At 61.9% G+C, this 15,644-nt stretch carries 16 protein-coding genes; 4 read left to right on the forward strand and 12 right to left on the reverse strand.

The genetic code is table 11. The annotated features are described in order from the left end of the window. Positions 1-120 precede the first annotated feature (120 nt). The 3 genes from ACIQWO_RS07530 to ACIQWO_RS07540 are packed head-to-tail and all read right to left on the reverse strand — an operon-like array spanning position 121 to position 2,319. The gene (locus ACIQWO_RS07530) at positions 121-744 is read right to left on the reverse strand and encodes a hypothetical protein (protein ID WP_402821295.1); all 624 of its coding nucleotides are present in this window, start codon (positions 742-744) and stop codon (positions 121-123) included. Next, complete coding sequence (locus tag ACIQWO_RS07535; protein WP_402821298.1) at positions 741-1,460, reverse strand: hypothetical protein; 720 nt, start codon at positions 1,458-1,460, stop codon at positions 741-743. The genes ACIQWO_RS07530 and ACIQWO_RS07535 overlap by 4 nt, the downstream gene beginning before the upstream one ends. Beyond that, positions 1,411-2,319 carry a hypothetical protein gene (locus tag ACIQWO_RS07540; protein WP_402821301.1) on the reverse strand — a complete coding sequence of 303 codons (909 nt, stop codon included), beginning with the start codon at positions 2,317-2,319 and terminating at the stop codon, positions 1,411-1,413. Before ACIQWO_RS07540 ends, ACIQWO_RS07535 begins: the two co-directional genes overlap by 50 nt. Before the next feature lie 215 nt (positions 2,320-2,534). Here ACIQWO_RS07540 and ACIQWO_RS07545 point away from each other — a divergent pair, with 215 nt between their 5' ends. Beyond that, positions 2,535-3,224 (forward strand): LexA family protein, encoded by a 690-nt coding sequence (locus ACIQWO_RS07545; protein WP_402821304.1) that lies wholly within the window; start codon positions 2,535-2,537, stop codon positions 3,222-3,224. Further along, on the forward strand, positions 3,196-4,215 hold the full coding sequence (locus ACIQWO_RS07550) for a LexA family protein (RefSeq protein WP_402821307.1): 1,020 nt from the start codon (positions 3,196-3,198) through the stop codon (positions 4,213-4,215). Before ACIQWO_RS07545 ends, ACIQWO_RS07550 begins: the two co-directional genes overlap by 29 nt. Positions 4,216-4,301: 86 nt before the next feature. Here the strand turns inward: ACIQWO_RS07550 and ACIQWO_RS07555 are convergent, their stop codons facing one another. The 5 genes from ACIQWO_RS07555 to ACIQWO_RS07575 all read right to left on the reverse strand — a co-directional run bounded on the left by ACIQWO_RS07555 (position 4,302) and on the right by ACIQWO_RS07575 (position 10,677). Next, positions 4,302-4,625 carry a hypothetical protein gene (locus ACIQWO_RS07555; protein WP_402821310.1) on the reverse strand — a complete coding sequence of 108 codons (324 nt, stop codon included), beginning with the start codon at positions 4,623-4,625 and terminating at the stop codon, positions 4,302-4,304. Between the two features lie 146 nt (positions 4,626-4,771). Further along, positions 4,772-7,183: a putative bifunctional diguanylate cyclase/phosphodiesterase gene (locus ACIQWO_RS07560; RefSeq protein ID WP_402821313.1), complete on the reverse strand. Its 2,412-nt coding sequence runs from the start codon at positions 7,181-7,183 to the stop codon at positions 4,772-4,774. A gap of 63 nt (positions 7,184-7,246) precedes the next feature. Continuing rightward, positions 7,247-7,888, reverse strand: coding sequence for a methylamine utilization protein (locus ACIQWO_RS07565; RefSeq protein ID WP_402821316.1), 642 nt, complete (start codon positions 7,886-7,888; stop codon positions 7,247-7,249). A gap of 298 nt (positions 7,889-8,186) precedes the next feature. Beyond that, positions 8,187-8,681, reverse strand: a complete 495-nt coding sequence (locus ACIQWO_RS07570) for a DUF934 domain-containing protein (RefSeq protein WP_402821319.1) — start codon at positions 8,679-8,681, stop codon at positions 8,187-8,189. After that, positions 8,671-10,677, reverse strand: coding sequence for a DUF2849 domain-containing protein (locus tag ACIQWO_RS07575; RefSeq protein WP_402821322.1), 2,007 nt, complete (start codon positions 10,675-10,677; stop codon positions 8,671-8,673). Before ACIQWO_RS07575 ends, ACIQWO_RS07570 begins: the two co-directional genes overlap by 11 nt. Positions 10,678-10,896: 219 nt before the next feature. On the opposite strand from ACIQWO_RS07575, the gene ACIQWO_RS07580 reads away from it, so the two are divergent. Further along, on the forward strand, positions 10,897-11,142 hold the full coding sequence (locus ACIQWO_RS07580; protein WP_039402924.1) for a hypothetical protein: 246 nt from the start codon (positions 10,897-10,899) through the stop codon (positions 11,140-11,142). Between the two features lie 36 nt (positions 11,143-11,178). On the opposite strand, the gene ACIQWO_RS07585 is transcribed toward ACIQWO_RS07580, so the two are convergent. From ACIQWO_RS07585 to ACIQWO_RS07595, 3 genes are all read right to left on the reverse strand, one after another. Continuing rightward, entirely contained in the window at positions 11,179-11,538 is a 360-nt protein-coding gene (locus tag ACIQWO_RS07585) for a hypothetical protein (protein ID WP_402821325.1), read from the reverse strand. A gap of 80 nt (positions 11,539-11,618) precedes the next feature. Next, complete coding sequence (locus ACIQWO_RS07590) at positions 11,619-13,202, reverse strand: diguanylate cyclase (protein WP_402821328.1); 1,584 nt, start codon at positions 13,200-13,202, stop codon at positions 11,619-11,621. A gap of 73 nt (positions 13,203-13,275) precedes the next feature. Then, positions 13,276-14,025 carry a YoaK family protein gene (locus ACIQWO_RS07595; RefSeq protein ID WP_402821331.1) on the reverse strand — a complete coding sequence of 250 codons (750 nt, stop codon included), beginning with the start codon at positions 14,023-14,025 and terminating at the stop codon, positions 13,276-13,278. Positions 14,026-14,112: 87 nt separating this feature from the next. Here ACIQWO_RS07595 and ACIQWO_RS07600 point away from each other — a divergent pair, with 87 nt between their 5' ends. Continuing rightward, positions 14,113-14,508: a BLUF domain-containing protein gene (locus ACIQWO_RS07600; RefSeq protein ID WP_150574620.1), complete on the forward strand. Its 396-nt coding sequence runs from the start codon at positions 14,113-14,115 to the stop codon at positions 14,506-14,508. A gap of 26 nt (positions 14,509-14,534) precedes the next feature. Here ACIQWO_RS07600 and ACIQWO_RS07605 read toward each other — a convergent pair whose 3' ends face one another. Then, the gene (locus tag ACIQWO_RS07605; protein ID WP_233326099.1) at positions 14,535-15,581 is read right to left on the reverse strand and encodes an ABC transporter substrate-binding protein; all 1,047 of its coding nucleotides are present in this window, start codon (positions 15,579-15,581) and stop codon (positions 14,535-14,537) included. Between the last annotated feature and the right edge of the window lie 63 nt (positions 15,582-15,644).

Here is a 15,644-nt window from a genome sequence, read left to right on the forward strand (position 1 = left end):
TTTCGATTCACCAATGAAAAAGGCCCGCGTTGAGCGGGCCTTGGATGCAATTGCGGTGAGTATGGGCAAATATTAGATGCTTTGTCGCAAGAGTGCAAGCACTTTTTTTAGTAGTCCTTATTACGCAGCGAATGACGAGAATTCGTAGGATGCATCACTTACCGGCGGCACGACACCGTGCCGCACAAAACTGACTTCGAGTCGTGCGACGGCCATGTTTTCCAGCTCCGTGAAGTGTGTCGCCATCCACTTGGCCGCCCGAAACGCCTTGTCCTTCGACACCTTGTGGCGTTCGGCCAGTTCACGGATCGACGTCCCCTCCCTTCTAGTACGAGGAAGATAGTTCCACGCAGCGAGATCCCGCAGCAGAGCAACCGCCGTAATGCCGCTGGATTTGCGCGACCAGACGGCAAGCGCACTGATGCCCTGAATCTTTTCGTCGCCGTGTGCGAAGCGTGCGAGTACTGCCGCGTACTCGGGCGACGGCAAACGGGTGCGCGCAGCCGCAGTGATCATGGCGCACTGCGCGCGGAATTCTTCCATCGTCAGCCGATCCGGATCAAAGTCGCGTTGCGGACCGCGCAGCTGGTTCAACCACGATTCCTGGCCCTTCGTCGGTTTGTCTACTGCTTCCATGACCTGGATGAGCATGCTTCGGAACGTCGCTTTCTGACGCGGCGGCAACGAGAGGATGAGGTACGCCACATGTAGCGCCTGTCGAGTGTCCTGAAATGCTTCGTTCATTGGTCGGTTTCCCCGTAAAAATTGTCCATTCCCATTCCATTGCCTATTCCATTGCCGATTCCATTGCCCAACACGTCCCGCATACGCCCTGGACGTCCAGCCAGCAACGCAGCAAGCATCGCCCTGGCCGAAACCTTGTCCGTCGTCGCCTTACCGGGCGCCGGCAGCGCCAGCGCCTTCGGGGGGACCGGCGGCACGATGCCCTCTTGTCTTAGGGCCTCCAGCGCCGCCGTGAATCGCTTCAGCAGCTCAGTGCGGCCAAGCGTGCGCATGTCATACCCGCCGACGCGTTGCGCAGCCCAGAACAGCGTGGGGTCGGGCCAAACGTCGGAGCCGTCGGTGTCCCGTCGATGGAGCTGCGTGATGGCGAGGTCCAGCAACTCGTTGACCTGTTGGCGCGGTCGGCAAAGCAGCCGGAATTCCGGGCATGTCGGCACGTACGGCCGATCACGCAAAGCCTCGATACCGCGTTGCCACTCGGCGGGCGTCAGATCGGCAAGATCAAGCGCCCACTGCCGCTTCACGCCATCAATATGCCGCGCGACAGTGTCCGGCTTCGACGGATCTCCGCCGCGCCACATGTCCGCAAGCCGGGCACCGTAGCGATGACCAAGCACAGTGAACAAACGCTCGATGAGCCGCTGGGGTGCCGCGTCGCGTGGCCAATCAGGCGACGAAATGCGCATCGACGTCGAGGGTGCAGGCGTTGTATTCATGGTTGTATTCCAAGGGGTGACCGGCGAGGCCAGCAAGGATGGCTGCGTTGTCGACACTTCGTGGCGAAGCACGTGGCACCCCCTGATTGGCGAGTACACGGTCGACGTAGGCGGGTAGAAACACAATGACCTCGGTCGCCTTTTCCTGCGCCTCGGCAATGGCGGCCCGCATGCGGCCGAGCGACACTCGGGCATTGCACCAGGCCGTCGCAAGTGGCACGAAGCGCTTTCGCTCGTGCGCACTGGTCGGGTCGATGCCAATGCCTTGCTCGTCACCGAAGTACGTGGCCCATTGCGCCGCCGTCTCCGGCACATAACCATCGGACGTGAGGTCGTCATCGCGCGACTTTTCTTCATCGTCTACGACGACTGAAGCACCGCTGCCTTTCGGTATTCCACTCCGTTCCCCTCCTCTCCCTTCCGGGGGTGAACGCTCAGCGTCCGTTCGGCGAACATTCGCCGGGTGATCACCGAACATTCGTCGAACGTTGTCCGAACGCTCGCCGTCCACGCCGCGATCACTCGCCGAGTCGCGCGCTTTCACGCGAACTTGCCGACGCCTGGGGACCCCCGACGCGACGGTGCCGTCCGGACCGGGGTGCTTGAACGTCGGTTGATCGATCTTCTGGTGATGCCAGCCCGTAACGATCCAGAATCGCTGACCGGCAACTTCGTACTCGGCGAGCAAACCGACACGTAGCAGTTCGTCGACCATTCGACGAACATCCGCCGTCGTCAGATCGTCGGCAGGGAAGACTTCCGCCTTCAGGCGTTTCTCGTTGGCTGAGTGAATCCCCGCGTCGTCGCAGAAATTCCACATGCCGATAAATAGGATGCGAGCATCCCGAGAGACATCCATGACTTGTTCGGATGTCCAAAACTCAGGTTTGACGGATCGAATTCGTGCCATTGCGCTCCCGTCTATGCGATCCCAACCGAATCGCTCCGAAAGTGGAGCGTCCGGTCGGGATGGTCAGTTTTAGTCGTGTTCATGCTAAAATTAAACACCATGTTTATTTAAAAAGCAAACAACATGTTTATAAACATTGTGTTTAGCTGAGCGAAGATCGCGCTATGAAAAAAGAGATGCACGAGACGTTTCGACGGCTATTCGAGGCGGCCAAGCAGGTGCGGCCCGGGATTGTGACGGTCGCCGATCTTGCACGCGCACTCAATCAGAGTGAGCAGACGATCAATAACTGGGCGTACCGTGGCAACGGCGTTTCGAAACAGGGTCGTCTGATCGCCCAGCGCGAGCTGGGGATCAATGCGACATGGATTGACGATGGTCAGGGCCAGATCGTCGCTGGCAGCGACCCCGGCAACGCCAACGTGCGTCCTGCCGATGTGGGTTTGCGCCGCATACCGCTCATCAGCCGAGTGCAAGCGGGTCTAATGACCGAAGCGATCAGCCCGTTCCCGCTGGGCGCGGCATTCGAGTATTTGTTGACGGATCTGAAGCTGTCGGAACAGGCCTTCGCGCTCGAGATTGAAGGTCAATCGATGGAGCCCGAATTCAAGGAAGGGGATCGAATCATTATCGACCCGGCCGTCGGGCCTCAACCCGGTGACTTTGTCGTTGCAAAAAACGGAAGCGAAGAAGCCACGTTTAAGAAGTATCGTCCCCGTGGCATCGGTCAAGACGGGCGCGAAATCTTCGAACTCGTTCCGTTGAATGTCGACTATCCGACGATTAACAGCGCCAACGAGCCGGCTCGAATCATCGGCGTGATGGTTGAGCATCGACGGTATCGGCGCCGATAACCTCTGCGTAACCATGAACTCAACACGCGACGTCGAAAGTCCTGTCACCCGCGCCCACGACGGGCTTGCCGCCCGTATCGCCGAAGTGCTTGCTGCAGAAGGTGTTTCGCCGGGCCAGTTTGAGGCTGAAGTCGGGCTTCACGCCGGTGCTACCGCTGCATGGTTATCGCGCGAAGTGACGGACATCGCCCACGACCAGGCTGCCCGAATTCAGGAACGTTATCGCTTCAACATGTTCTGGTTGATCACCGGACGTGGGAAGCAACGCATTCCCTCACTTCATGCTCAGCACGCCAAGCCCTCACCCAAATTCCTGAATGCGTATCCCCCCGAGAGCTTCCCTGCCCGGCTGAAGTATGCGATGGACCTTCGTGGCATTCGTCAAAAGCAAGAGGTTGCGCAAGCAGGCGGCGTCACCGCAGCGGCCGTGCATCTCTGGTTCAGTGGCGGCAAAGCACAGATCGAGGCGAACCAGATCGAAGCATTGTCAAGATTCCTTCGCGTCGAGCCGGAATGGCTTCGTGACGGAATCGGGCCGATGGAGGGGGCGGCGAATGTGCGGCTGGCAGAGGTGGGCACACGCCGCATTCCGCTCATCAGCAGCATTCAGGCGGGGTTGATGAACGAGACGGTGACGCCGTTTCCGCCCGGCGCTGGCTTCGAGTATCTGCTGACGGATCTCGTGCTTTCTGACGGCGCCTTTGCGCTTGAAATCGATGGGCGATCCATGGAGCCGGAATTCAGGGAGGGAGACCGGATTATTGTCGACCCGATCCTATCTCCCATTCCAGGGGACTACGTCGTGGCCACTAATGCCCGAAACGAAGCGACGTTCAAAAAATACCGACCTCGCGGACTTGGGCCAGAGGGAATGGAAGTGTTCGATCTTGTCCCGCTGAACCCTGATTTCCCAACGATCCACAGCGAACAGGAACAGGCACGGGTCGTCGGTGTCATGATCGAACACCGACGTTATCGTCAAAGAAAGTAGGACTGACCGGATAGTGCTCGCCACTCGCCGCATCGTCGAGCAGGCAAGGGCTATCCGGCGTACGTTGAAAACGCGGTACCCGCAGCTTAATCCGACACGGGGATATAAGCCTTCATCGCATAGCGCGCGTCTGGCATGACGACTAAGCGCGCTTCGATCACGCGCATGCCTTCGTATCGAACGCAGACCGGCATCACGTAGACGCAATCGAACACGCGCTGCACGGTCGGCTCGTCGCCGGGCTCTACCGCACGAATCCGCATCGACCGTAATCGATCCAGTAAGAAGCCGCGGACGTCCTGCTCGGAGGGTGCCTCTACGCCGATAGCGCGGGCGAATTCATCGTGTGCGAATTTGCGGACGAGATCCACCGTCTCGTCCAGATTGGCCTGAACCGCGACTGTTTTCATGATGTCCTCACATCGTTGCGCCGTGGTAACCGTTATGAATTTGTCAGTTTGTCGAGATGATGCATCGTCGCCCGTCCGACTGCCCCCCCTGCGAGCGCGACGATGAAAAGATAGGACAAAATTTCAACTTTCAAAAGACTGAATTTTTATACAGCCTCGCACCCCGGCTTTTGCCATGCCTGCGCCCAGTCGACAAGCTCGGTTTCCGGCAGCGGTTTGCTCAGGTAATAGCCTTGCGCAAAGTCGCATCCGAGCGCGCGCAGCTTCTCCAGCGTCGCGGCGTCTTCAATGCCTTCCGCCACGATGCGAATGCCCATGCTGTGCCCTAACGCAATCGTCGAGCGTACGATCAGCGTGTCGTTTTGCTCATGCGCCATCCCCTTCACGAACGACCGGTCGATCTTGATTTCCTCGACCGGCATGCGCTTCAGATACGACAGCGACGAATAGCCTGTGCCAAAGTCGTCGATCGCAATACGCACGCCCATCCGATGCAAACGCTCCATCGTAATCAACGCCTGTTCCGGGTCGTCCATCAGCGCGCTCTCGGTTATCTCGACGCACAACCAATGCGGCGCAAGCGCGTGTTCGTCCAACACCCGCTTCAGGTAATCCGGTAAATCGACGTCCACCAGATCGCGTGCCGACAGGTTGATCGACATGCCGAGCGGAATCCCTCGCGCATGCCATGCGGCGCACGTCGCGATGGCCTCGGCCGCGACCCACCGGGAAATGACGCGGATGAACCCCGTCTGCTCCGCAAACGGAATGAACTCCGCCGGCGGCACGATCCCCCGCTTCGGGTGCCGCCACCGCACCAGCGCTTCGACACGCACGGCCCGGCCGTCCGACAAGTCCACTTGCGGCTGATAGCAGAGGTACAGCCCGCCGTGCTCGATCGCGTGACGCAGATCGCTCATCAGCGACAAGCGGTCCCGGTCGCGGCTCTCGGTGTCCGGCTCGTACACCGCGACACCCAGATTCGAACGCTTCGCCGCGTACATCGCGAGATCCGCACGCCGCAGCAACGTGTGCATGTCCGAGCCGTGATCGGGATAGACGGCGATGCCGAAGCTCGCGCCAACGTCCACCGTCTGACCGTCGACGACGATAGGCGCATCGAGGGCGCTCGCAAGCCCCGTCGCACACCGATGCGCCGCCGCCTGATCGCCGCCGCGCACGAGAATGGCGAACTCGTCGCCGCCCAGACGCGCCACCATATAGCCCGACGCCTTCAGCTCGGTACTCAGCCGGTGCCCCGCCTCCCACAACAGGTGATCGCCGACGTGATGCCCCAGCGTGTCGTTCACGTCCTTGAAACGATCCATGTCCATGAGGATGACGGCGAACGGCGCACCGCCCCGATAGGCACGCATGATGTCGTCCTGCATCTGCTCGCTGAACGCCGCGCGATTCGGCAGCCCGGTCAGCGTGTCGACATAAGCCAGTTCGGTAATTCGCTCCTCGCGCTCGGCAATCGCGTTGCGCATCAGGTCGAACGCGCGCGCCAGATCGCCGGTTTCGTCGCGTCGTCGCACGTCAATGGCCGCCGCGTAATCGCCCTTGCCGATGCGTCGTGCCAGATCCACGAACGCGGCCAGCGGGCGCGTCACGCTACGCGCGATGAGCGCCGCCCCGAGCACCGAAATCACAATGCCGCCGAGCGTCAGCCAGAGCAACGTCGAGCGCAGTTGCCGGAACGGACCCGCCGCCTCCGTCAACGAGCGTTGCAGCACGGCGACGACGGGAGCGTCCGTGCCGGACAGATTGACGACGCGCGCGGCATATCCGCTCACGCGCGACGTCGTCTCCTTCCCCGTCACGCGAATGACGTTCCGGGTGAGTGCCATCTGCAAGTCGGTGCGATCGGCCGAAGATAGCGAACTCGCCACCACCTCCCACTGACCTGACGTACCGCGATGCACCAGCGACACCTCCAGTCCCGACAGCTCGTGCATGTCGCGCGCGAATGCGTCGTCGAGTGCGAAGCCCATCGTCACCCAGCCGATAATCAGCGGCGCCTTGACCGGCACGCTCACCAGTTCATACGCGCGGCCGCCGAGCATGCCGATCACGGAGACGGAGGTGCCCGCTTTGCCTCTGAGTTTGCCGCGCGGCGTGCCGGGTAGCGCCGGGTCGGTCGCATCGATGTCGTCACCGTCGCTCACCGCGCCCGACACTCGCGAATCGGCGATCACCTCGCCGTTCAGATCGACGAGCAAGGCCACGTCCGCATGCACACGCTCGCGCACGTTCTCGAGTGCCGAGTGCATCGTCACCGGGTCGTGCAGTGCCACCGCCTCACGAAATCCGAAGTCGGCCGTGACGACCTGCGCGACCTGCGTCAGTTCGTCCGCCTTGGTTTGCAGCGCCCGGCAGAACACGCGTTGACCGACCGAAAGTTGCTCTGCGACCTGAGCAGAGGACGCGTCGTTGAGCGCCCGGCTCGCTGTCATCTGCATGACCGCCAGCACCACCAGAATCAGGGCGACGAACACCAGCGTGATCTTCGTGCGCAGACGATGCCAGCCGAGACCGGCCAACTTGCCTCGCGTCATGCCGAGGAATCGGCCGTGCAGTCGGCCAGGCAATCTCAGGAGTGCAGGAAAGAACGACACGCGTCAGTCCCCGTGCAGCGGCAACGTCAGCGAAAGCGGCTTGGCCCCGACTGAGGTGTCCGCCGGTAGCCTGAATGTGCCGACGACGGCAGCCGGTGCGTTGCCCAGACGCGGGTGCCAGACTGCCACGCGGTACCGACCCTCCGGCACTTGCGGCAGCTCGCCCCGGCCGGTCGCACCGGTTTTCGCGAAGTACGGCGTGTCCACGACCACGACGTACGCAATCATCATGTCGTGGATGTTGCAGCCGATGGTGACCACGCCGGGCTTGTCGAACACCACACGCTTCGACCCGCCGCGATACAGCTTCAGCTCGAAGCGATTGGCGTCGGAAAGCGAATAGACGTCGTGGGCGATGTCGTCCCGATTCGGGAAGTCGACGGCCGCCCCCTTCTGCACGACGGTGACCAGCGGCATGAACATCTTGTGTTGCTGGACGATGGACGCCGATGCAGGACGCGCCACTGGCGCCTTGCCGTCCTCCGGGGTGAGATAGACGACCGCATCGTCCAATGCAGCCCCGGTGCTGTCGCGCACCTGGAAGTCCTGCGCCACGGCGGCCGCGCCGTGCAAGGCCAGCGCCAATACCGCCAGGCGCGCCCCCATAAGGGCCGCGCGCAGCGGCAGACGTCCTGTTGTCTTCATGATGGAATTGCGATGTCGCGCAGTGCAGACGGAAAGGGGAAACGAGCAGTGATGGGGAGATAACGGCGCAAGCCCCCGAACTATTCCTACGCACGGGTAGGAAATTTGCCGTCGCCGCAGTATGCGTCAGGCGACCTTGCGTTGCCTTTCAACGCGCCATCAACCCGAACGCGTCCGCAAATGCTGGGAAATTCGCTTTACTTTCTACTTTCGTTCTACTTTTGGAATTTCCGTTCTGAAGGCTGCGTGCACGGCGGCGCATGGGAATGCACCGGGCCGTGTCACGTCGTTTGAGTCTTCAGGCGGTCAGACGAGCAAGCAGCGTGCGCGGACGTCCGGCACGCACTTGCGCGGCCAGTGCCGCTTCGCGCCAGCGTGCCGTGGGCACTTCCGACGGCGAGAGCAGGCTGTCGAAGCCGCACGCCCACAACATCGCCAACTGGTCGGGCAACAGCGGGCCCGCCGCACGGATGGCCCCCTTGAACTGCCACTTGTCGCGAAGGAACTTCGCCAACGTGAAACCACGGCCGTCGCGCGTCTTCGGGAATTCGATCACCACGAGTTCCAGCTTCGACAACAGCGCCGCGATGCGCTCAGGGTCGTCGTGACCCTGCACGCGAATACCGGCAGGTGCCACGCCCTGCGCGTCCGCCGCAAGCCATGCGTCGAGCGGCAGCACGGTGTCACTGCTTACCTGCTCCGCTGCGCTGGCGTCGTTGGCTGCATCGGAGGCGTCCGTGGCGACATAAGTCCAGACGTCCTCGGCGGGCAGTCCGTTACGATCAATCAACATGCAAAGCTCCCTTGAATTCTTCTGCACCCACGCGTCCGAGCGTATCGATGAAGCGCTCACCTTCGTTGCGCAGCTTCAGATAGCGTCCGAGGATGTTTTCGATCACTTGCGGCACCGCTTCGTATGAGACCCCCGGGCCGAGAATCTTGCCGACGGCCGCGTTGTCGTCCGCCGAGCCGCCCAGCGTGATCTGATAGTTTTCCTTGCCCGCCTTGTCTACACCGAGAATACCGATGTGCGCCACGTGGTGATGTGCGCAAGCGTTGATGCAGCCCGACACGTTGAGCGTCACCGGGCCGATATCGCGCTGTTGTTCTTCCGTGAAGCGCAGCGCGATACGCTGCGCCACCGGCACCGAACGTGCGTTAGCCAGCGCGCAATAGTCCAGCCCCGGGCACGCAATCGCGTCCGAAATCAGACCGATGTTCGGCGTCGCCAGACCGTTGGCCTTCAGTTGCTTCCACAGCGCATGCAGTTCGTCGCGCTTCACGTGCGGCAACACAAGGTTCTGCTCGTGCGTCACGCGCAGTTCGCTGAACGAGTATTGATCGGCCAGATCGGCCAGCACCAGCATTTCCTGTGCACTCGCGTCACCCGGAATACCGCTGGCGGGCTTGAGCGAGACGACCGCGCTGATATAGCCCGGCGCCTTGTGTTCGTGCGTGCAGGTGTCGACCCAGTGCTTGAAGTCGATGTCGTTCGCGTAGGCTTGTGCGAAGACGGTCGACTCGGCGGGCAGCGTCTCGAATTCGGGAAGGATGAAACGCTCGCCAATCGCCGCGATGACGTTCTCCGCGAGCGGACGATGCGTCTGTGCAATGCGCGCGAATTCTTCCTCGATCATCTCGATGAACTTCGCGGGCTGCATTTCCTTGATGAGGATCTTGATGCGCGCCTTATAGATGTTGTCGCGACGGCCCAACGCGTTGTACACGCGCAGAATCGCCTCGACGAAGCGCAGCAGATCGGCTTCAGGCAGCCACTCGCGCACGAGAGTGCCCACGATCGGGGTGCGACCCAGACCGCCGCCCGCATAAATCTGGAAGCCGACTTCGCCCTGCTCGTTTGTGCGCGCCAGAATGCCGATGTCGTGGAAACGCACAGCGGCGCGGTCCGTCTGACCGCCAGTAATGGCGATCTTGAACTTGCGCGGCAGATACGTGAATTCGGGGTGGTCGGTCGACCATTGACGCAGAATCTCGGCGTACACGCGCGGATCGACAACTTCGTCCTTCGCTGCACCGGCAAACTGGTCGGTCGTCACGTTGCGGATGCAGTTGCCGCTCGTCTGAATGGCGTGCAGATCGACGTCTGCCAATGCCGACAGAATGTCCGGCGAATCGGTGAGCGTCGGCCAGTTGAATTGCAGGTTCTGACGCGTGGTGAAGTGACCGTAACCCTTGTCGTAGCGATTCGCTACGTAGGCCAACTGACGCAGTTGAACCGCACTCAGGGTCCCGTACGGAATTGCCACGCGCAGCATGTAGCCGTGCAGTTGCAGGTACAGGCCGTTCATCAGACGGTAGACCTTGAAGTCGTCCTCGCTGAGTTCGCCGCTCAGACGGCGCGCCACCTGCTGACCGAATTCGTTCGCGCGATCCTTGAGGTACTGGCGCTCCGACGGGTCATACCGATAGATGCCTGCATGTTCCGGGGCGACGGTCAGGGCCGGGGCATGCGCCAGGGCCGCTTGCGTGTCGGCGTCGACGGCCTGCTTGCCGAGGTCTTCGCGCACCGACGGGCCACGCGAGCGCAGTTGCTCGCGAAAGTCCACCGGCACCGGGCCGACTTCGCTCACCTCAGCCGGACGCGGTACGGGATCGACGATCAGATTCGCAGCAGCGGACGCCTTGGCGGCGGCTTGCGCCTGATCGAGACTGTCGGCATCGAACACGTGCGCCTGCGTCAGTTCGTCTACCCAGTTGTGTTGTTCATCCAGCCAGACGACCAGACCGTCTTTGAGCCGGTTCGCCGAAATCAGATTGCCTGCGTTCATTCGATGCTCTCGATACTTGTAGTTTTGGCCGCGAGTTGGTGGGAAAACAATTCGCGATTAGAACCGCAGGCTATCAAGAGGCGCGGGAATATACGAATATTGACTAGTTATGTCGACATTACGAGATGTTGTATGGCGAAAAAATGATGCGGATACCTGTATTTTTATACAGTAGTCATGCTACATTTCCCATCATTCCATTTCATCGTGAGTGACACCATGAGCGACGCCAAATCCATCAAGTTCATCGTCGTGCCGTATCGCAAGAACAAGGACGGCGTTCTGCAGCCGGGCGAGTTGCGTCAGGCAAGTACGGAGTTCGGCGCGGTGCGCATTGCGCAGTCGATGGCCTCCGGCTTCGCGGGGATTGCCGCGTACGAAGTGCTGGTCGACGAAGAGGACGGCACGATGGACGCCCCGCGTGTGTTGTTTCAGGAAGGTGCCATTCCGGCGATGGCCGATTAATCTCCCCCGCTTGATCCACCCGACTATTCCGACCGCTTATTCCGACCGCGACCCACGGACCGTGCTGGCAGAGGGTTTCGTCTGACGCGGGTGCTGCAAATTACGCGTGTCGAGCGCGTTGTTCGTCGCCGCCAATTGTTGGTCGCTCGGCCCCGTGGAAGGCCCGTTGCGCTCGCTCGCCGTCCGATTGATGCTCGCGCTGGCGGCGTGGGCGTCCGAGACCGTTGCGGTCGGCTTGCCCACTGCGGCCACGGCCGTGCTCACCGCCGGTGTCTGATTGGACTGACGGATGCTGCCGAGGTCGCTCGAACCGAGGTACGACTGAGCGCTGGCATGGCCGAACGTCAGAAGGCCCGTCAGGCAAACGATGGCTGCGAAGAATTTGGTGCGGTTCATAAAGCCCCCGATAAGTGATTCGTTATCTTTCGACGTGACGCCATTGTCCCAGCGTCTTTTCGCGTTGTCGCCCGCACAAATCACAGTTGACGCCCCTCCTCGGCGCTGCGGCTCCCCGCCTTCGTTCTGAGCACCACCGCGCTCACGCGATTGCGGCCATTTTGCTTGGCCTCACGCAATTGCGCGTCGGCGGCCTTCAGGATGGCGTCGGCGCTGTCGCACTCAGCCGCGCGCCCCGTCGCGGCCCCCACGCTCACCGTCACCGTACCTGCGGCGCTCCCTTCGTGATCGATATGCAGACGCTCGATGTCGCGTCGCAACTGTTCGGCCATCACCTCGGCCGCATGCGCATCGGTATCGGGCAGCACCACGGCAAACTCTTCGCCACCGTAACGCGCCGCCATATCGCTGTCGCGCCGCACATGCCCACCGATATTCTTCGCGACGGCGCGCAGGACATCGTCGCCCATCGAATGACCGTAGGCGTCGTTGAAATGCTTGAAGTCGTCGATATCGGCAAACAGGATCGACAACGGGCTGCCCGAGCGTTTCGCGCGCCGCCATTCGCTGCCGAGTTTGGCGTCGAGCGCGCGACGATTGGCGAGGCCCGTGAGCCCGTCGGTCATCGACAGGCTCATGAGCCGTGCAGCGGCCGCGGCCCGTGTGCGCATCGCAGCCACCAGCAACCATGAGCCCGCGATCAGCGTGGCAGCGCACGCGAGGGCAATTGCACCGAACAACATGGCTTGGCGCTGCCATTCGTGCAGAAGGTCAGCCGTCGACGGCGTGACCACGACGAACATCGAGGCCCCCGGCACCCGCACGGACCGGTACTCGCTCGCCTGCGTTCCACGCGGAAATGCCAGCGCTGCCGCGAGATCGCCGTTACGCGCCGCGTTGCCCGGCAAGACGACGAGTTGGCCCGGCTGCGCACCCGAGCATGGATCGCAGGCCAGCACCGTGCCCTTCTCTTCCACGATGTCGATGGATTTCAGATCGGCCGAATCTACGTCGTTCACCAGCGTGCTCAGACGATCTAGCCGCAGCGCAAGCACCGCAACTCCGGCAAACGAATGATCGGGTGCCGCAATACGGCGCGTGAGCGCCACCGACAACCGGCCGCCGTGCGTGCGTGACGCGTAGGGCTGGGAGATGTACAGGCCGAGCGACGGACTGCTCTCATGCGAGCGGAAGTAGTCGCGATCGGCCACACTGACGGGGGCACCTTGCGTCCGGTCGAGCGGCGCGGCAATGCGCCCGTTCTTGTCGACCACATAAGCGTCGTCCAGAAAGTCCCGGCTCAGCGCCTGTCCAAAGCGCACGCGGTCGCGCACCTGGTCCGGAAACAGTGGCGTGGCCGGATCTTCCGCCTCGCGCACCATCTCCATGAGCAACGCATCGTAGACCGCGATGTTGCCACCCAGACTCGCCGCGACCACCGACGCCACGCTTTGCGCACGCTCGAGCGCGTGTTCGTGACGCGCCTGCCGGTCGGCGCGCAGCAGCAGCGCCACACCAGCGAGGATCGCCAGCGCGATGATCGTGCCGATTACACCGATCATCCATGGGTAGTCGTCGAACTTGGCGGACACCGCGTGCAGCCGCTTGCGGGTCCAGCTTCCTGCGGGATTGCGCGAACTGGGTACACCTGAGCTTGTAGTCATAGCGAAGGGCCTGACAGCGATACCGGTGTGAGGATCGGTGAGGATGCCGTGCGCTTAAGTGCGCCAACGTCCACTAACGCACATTCTGCGAGAAGTCGTCGAGCAGCGGCACGATGGCCAGCATGATGAGCACCACTGCGAGCGGGATCGTGGAGACGAAACCCAGATGCTTGAAGCCCAGCGCCCCGATCATGCCGCCCAGAAAGAACATTCCTAGCAGCGCGCAGAGCAGCCGCAGCTTCTGCCGGTCACCGGCCACCGGCGGCAACTCCTGCGCTACACCCGGCCGGTTCCAGTAACCCATCTTGCCGAGTTCGATACCAATGTCCGTCACGAGGCCTGTGACGTGCGTCGTCCGAATTTCGGCCCGGGATATCTTGGTGATGATGGCATTCTGCAAGCCCATCACATAGCACAGCAGCCCCACCGCGGCGGGCACGTACAACACCCGGTGACTCTCCAGATTCGCCCCCATCACGCCGAACGTCAGCAAGAGCAGCGCCTCGAACATGAGCGGTGCCGCGTACTCGCTTTGGGTGTGGTGGCGGCGCCCCCAATGGATCAGCACGCTTGATGTGGCCGCCCCCAGCAGGAACGCCACCAGGGCGCTAAGCCCAGCAAGCACCAGCACCAGTTGGCCGAGCGCGAGATGATCGGAGAGCGACGCCACGATCCCCGACATATGCGACGTATATTGCCCGACGGCCAGGAAACCACCGGCGTTAGCCGCCCCGGCAACGAAAGCGAGCGAGCAGCCCAAGCGCCGATTCGCCGCGTCCGTGCGCACCGGTTGGGTAAAGCCACGAAGATAGTTGATCGGCATGACGCTGGAGTCCCCGGCTTCGCACTTGGAGTATTCTAATGTGCGTTGACGCAAAGTCGACGAGTGACTTGGGGGACATCAAAAATAATGATCGAGTGCTACGCATACACCAGCCGAGCCCTGCCCGATCTTGATCCGGTGGCGCTCTCGAAAATCATCGTGCATTCCCGCGGCTTCAACGAAACCTACGGCATCACCGGCCTGCTGCTTTACGACGGCACGACCTTCTATCAGTACATCGAAGGGCCTGCCGAGCCTTTGGCGGACGCCCGCCAGCGCATCGAAGCGTCGCGTCACCACTCGTCCATCCAGGTGCTGCTCGACGGCACGCCGCGCCAGCCGGGGGCGTTCTCGACGTGGAGTCTTGGCTATCTGATGCTCGACGAGCCAGCGCACGCGCTGCATGCTTTCGTCATGCCCGCTGACCACGCGCAACTCGTGGGGGCCTTCAACGTGCTGGCGGCACAGGCCGACGTGATGTGACGTCGGCCCGCAACATGACTACATGATTACTGCTCGATCTGACGGTTCCAGCGCTGATCCCATTGCGCGCGACGCTGGTTGATGGCATCCCAATCGACCGTCTTGATGTTCTTGGTCAGGTCGTCGAGCTTGCCCAGACGCGTTTGCATCGTGGCCGGGACGGTCGCCTTCGGGTTCGTCGGGATGTACGCACCGGCGGCAGCGGCCAGCGACTGGCCCTTGGCCGACAGCAGATACTGCGCGAGCTTCTGCGCCATCGCGTTGTCCGGGCTGTTCTTCACTACACACAGGTCGACGAGCAACTGCACCGCACCTTCCTTCGGCGCAACGTAGCCGACTTGAATGCCCTTGTCCTGAAGATCGCTCACGGCCGTCGGTGTCAGCGGGAAGATCGCGGCTTCACCCGTCTGGATCATCTCCGAGAGCTTGGCCGAGTTCGGGATGTACTCGACCACGTTCGGGCCGACCGTCGACGCCCACTTCGTGAAGCCCGGCTCGACGTTCGTCTCGCTGCCGCCCCAGATGCGGTTCAGTGCAAGGAAGCCATGCAGGCCGAACGTGCTGCTCGACGCCGACTGGAACACCACCTTGCCCTTGAACTTCGGATCGGCGAAGTCGGTCCACGAGGTCGGCGTGGCCCAGCCCTTCTCCTTGAACAGCTTGGTGTTGTAGCCGATACCGGTCATGCCCAGTTGCACACCAGCGCCCATGTCGTCCTTCACGCGTGCGGACGGCATCAGTTCCTTGAGCACGGGCGAGTCGTCGAGCTTCTGGCACACGCCCATGCTGATGGCGCGCGCCATCACGCCGTCGTCCAGGAACACGACATGCATTTGCGGGCTGTTACGGTTGGCAAGCAGCTTGGCCAGCACATCCGACGACGTGCCCGGCACCACCACGACCTTCACGTTGTTGGCCTTCTCGAACTCCGGGAAGACCTGGCTCGTGTAAGCCTTTTCCATCGGGCCGCCATTCATGCCGATGTAGAGCGTTTTGGACTGCGACCAGGCTGCGCTGCTCGCGCCCAATGCCAGCGCCGCAGCGCACATGACGACCTTCTTAGACAGCTTCATCGTGGTTCTCCTTGCGTTTCCAGGGTGTTAGGAATGTTGTTTGGGACGGACTCTGAACGTTGG

The organism is Pandoraea sp. NPDC090278, assembly GCF_044772185.1.
Classification (GTDB): Bacteria; Pseudomonadota; Gammaproteobacteria; order Burkholderiales; family Burkholderiaceae; genus Pandoraea.

What these genes read in the sequence shown, in the direction of transcription:
- ACIQWO_RS07530 (WP_402821295.1), bottom strand. Translation starts at nt 744, where the DNA reads ATGAACGAAGCATTTCAGGACACTCGACAGGCGCTACATGTGGCGTAC.
- ACIQWO_RS07535 (WP_402821298.1), bottom strand. Translation starts at nt 1,460, where the DNA reads ATGAATACAACGCCTGCACCCTCGACGTCGATGCGCATTTCGTCGCCT.
- ACIQWO_RS07540 (WP_402821301.1), bottom strand. Translation starts at nt 2,319, where the DNA reads ATGGATGTCTCTCGGGATGCTCGCATCCTATTTATCGGCATGTGGAAT.
- ACIQWO_RS07545 (WP_402821304.1), top strand. Translation starts at nt 2,535, where the DNA reads ATGAAAAAAGAGATGCACGAGACGTTTCGACGGCTATTCGAGGCGGCC.
- ACIQWO_RS07555 (WP_402821310.1), bottom strand. Translation starts at nt 4,625, where the DNA reads ATGAAAACAGTCGCGGTTCAGGCCAATCTGGACGAGACGGTGGATCTC.
- ACIQWO_RS07560 (WP_402821313.1), bottom strand. Translation starts at nt 7,183, where the DNA reads ATGACGCGAGGCAAGTTGGCCGGTCTCGGCTGGCATCGTCTGCGCACG.
- ACIQWO_RS07565 (WP_402821316.1), bottom strand. Translation starts at nt 7,888, where the DNA reads ATGAAGACAACAGGACGTCTGCCGCTGCGCGCGGCCCTTATGGGGGCG.
- ACIQWO_RS07570 (WP_402821319.1), bottom strand. Translation starts at nt 8,681, where the DNA reads ATGTTGATTGATCGTAACGGACTGCCCGCCGAGGACGTCTGGACTTAT.
- ACIQWO_RS07575 (WP_402821322.1), bottom strand. Translation starts at nt 10,677, where the DNA reads ATGAACGCAGGCAATCTGATTTCGGCGAACCGGCTCAAAGACGGTCTG.
- ACIQWO_RS07580 (WP_039402924.1), top strand. Translation starts at nt 10,897, where the DNA reads ATGAGCGACGCCAAATCCATCAAGTTCATCGTCGTGCCGTATCGCAAG.
- ACIQWO_RS07585 (WP_402821325.1), bottom strand. Translation starts at nt 11,538, where the DNA reads ATGAACCGCACCAAATTCTTCGCAGCCATCGTTTGCCTGACGGGCCTT.
- ACIQWO_RS07590 (WP_402821328.1), bottom strand. Translation starts at nt 13,202, where the DNA reads ATGACTACAAGCTCAGGTGTACCCAGTTCGCGCAATCCCGCAGGAAGC.
- ACIQWO_RS07595 (WP_402821331.1), bottom strand. Translation starts at nt 14,025, where the DNA reads ATGCCGATCAACTATCTTCGTGGCTTTACCCAACCGGTGCGCACGGAC.
- ACIQWO_RS07600 (WP_150574620.1), top strand. Translation starts at nt 14,113, where the DNA reads ATGATCGAGTGCTACGCATACACCAGCCGAGCCCTGCCCGATCTTGAT.
- ACIQWO_RS07605 (WP_233326099.1), bottom strand. Translation starts at nt 15,581, where the DNA reads ATGAAGCTGTCTAAGAAGGTCGTCATGTGCGCTGCGGCGCTGGCATTG.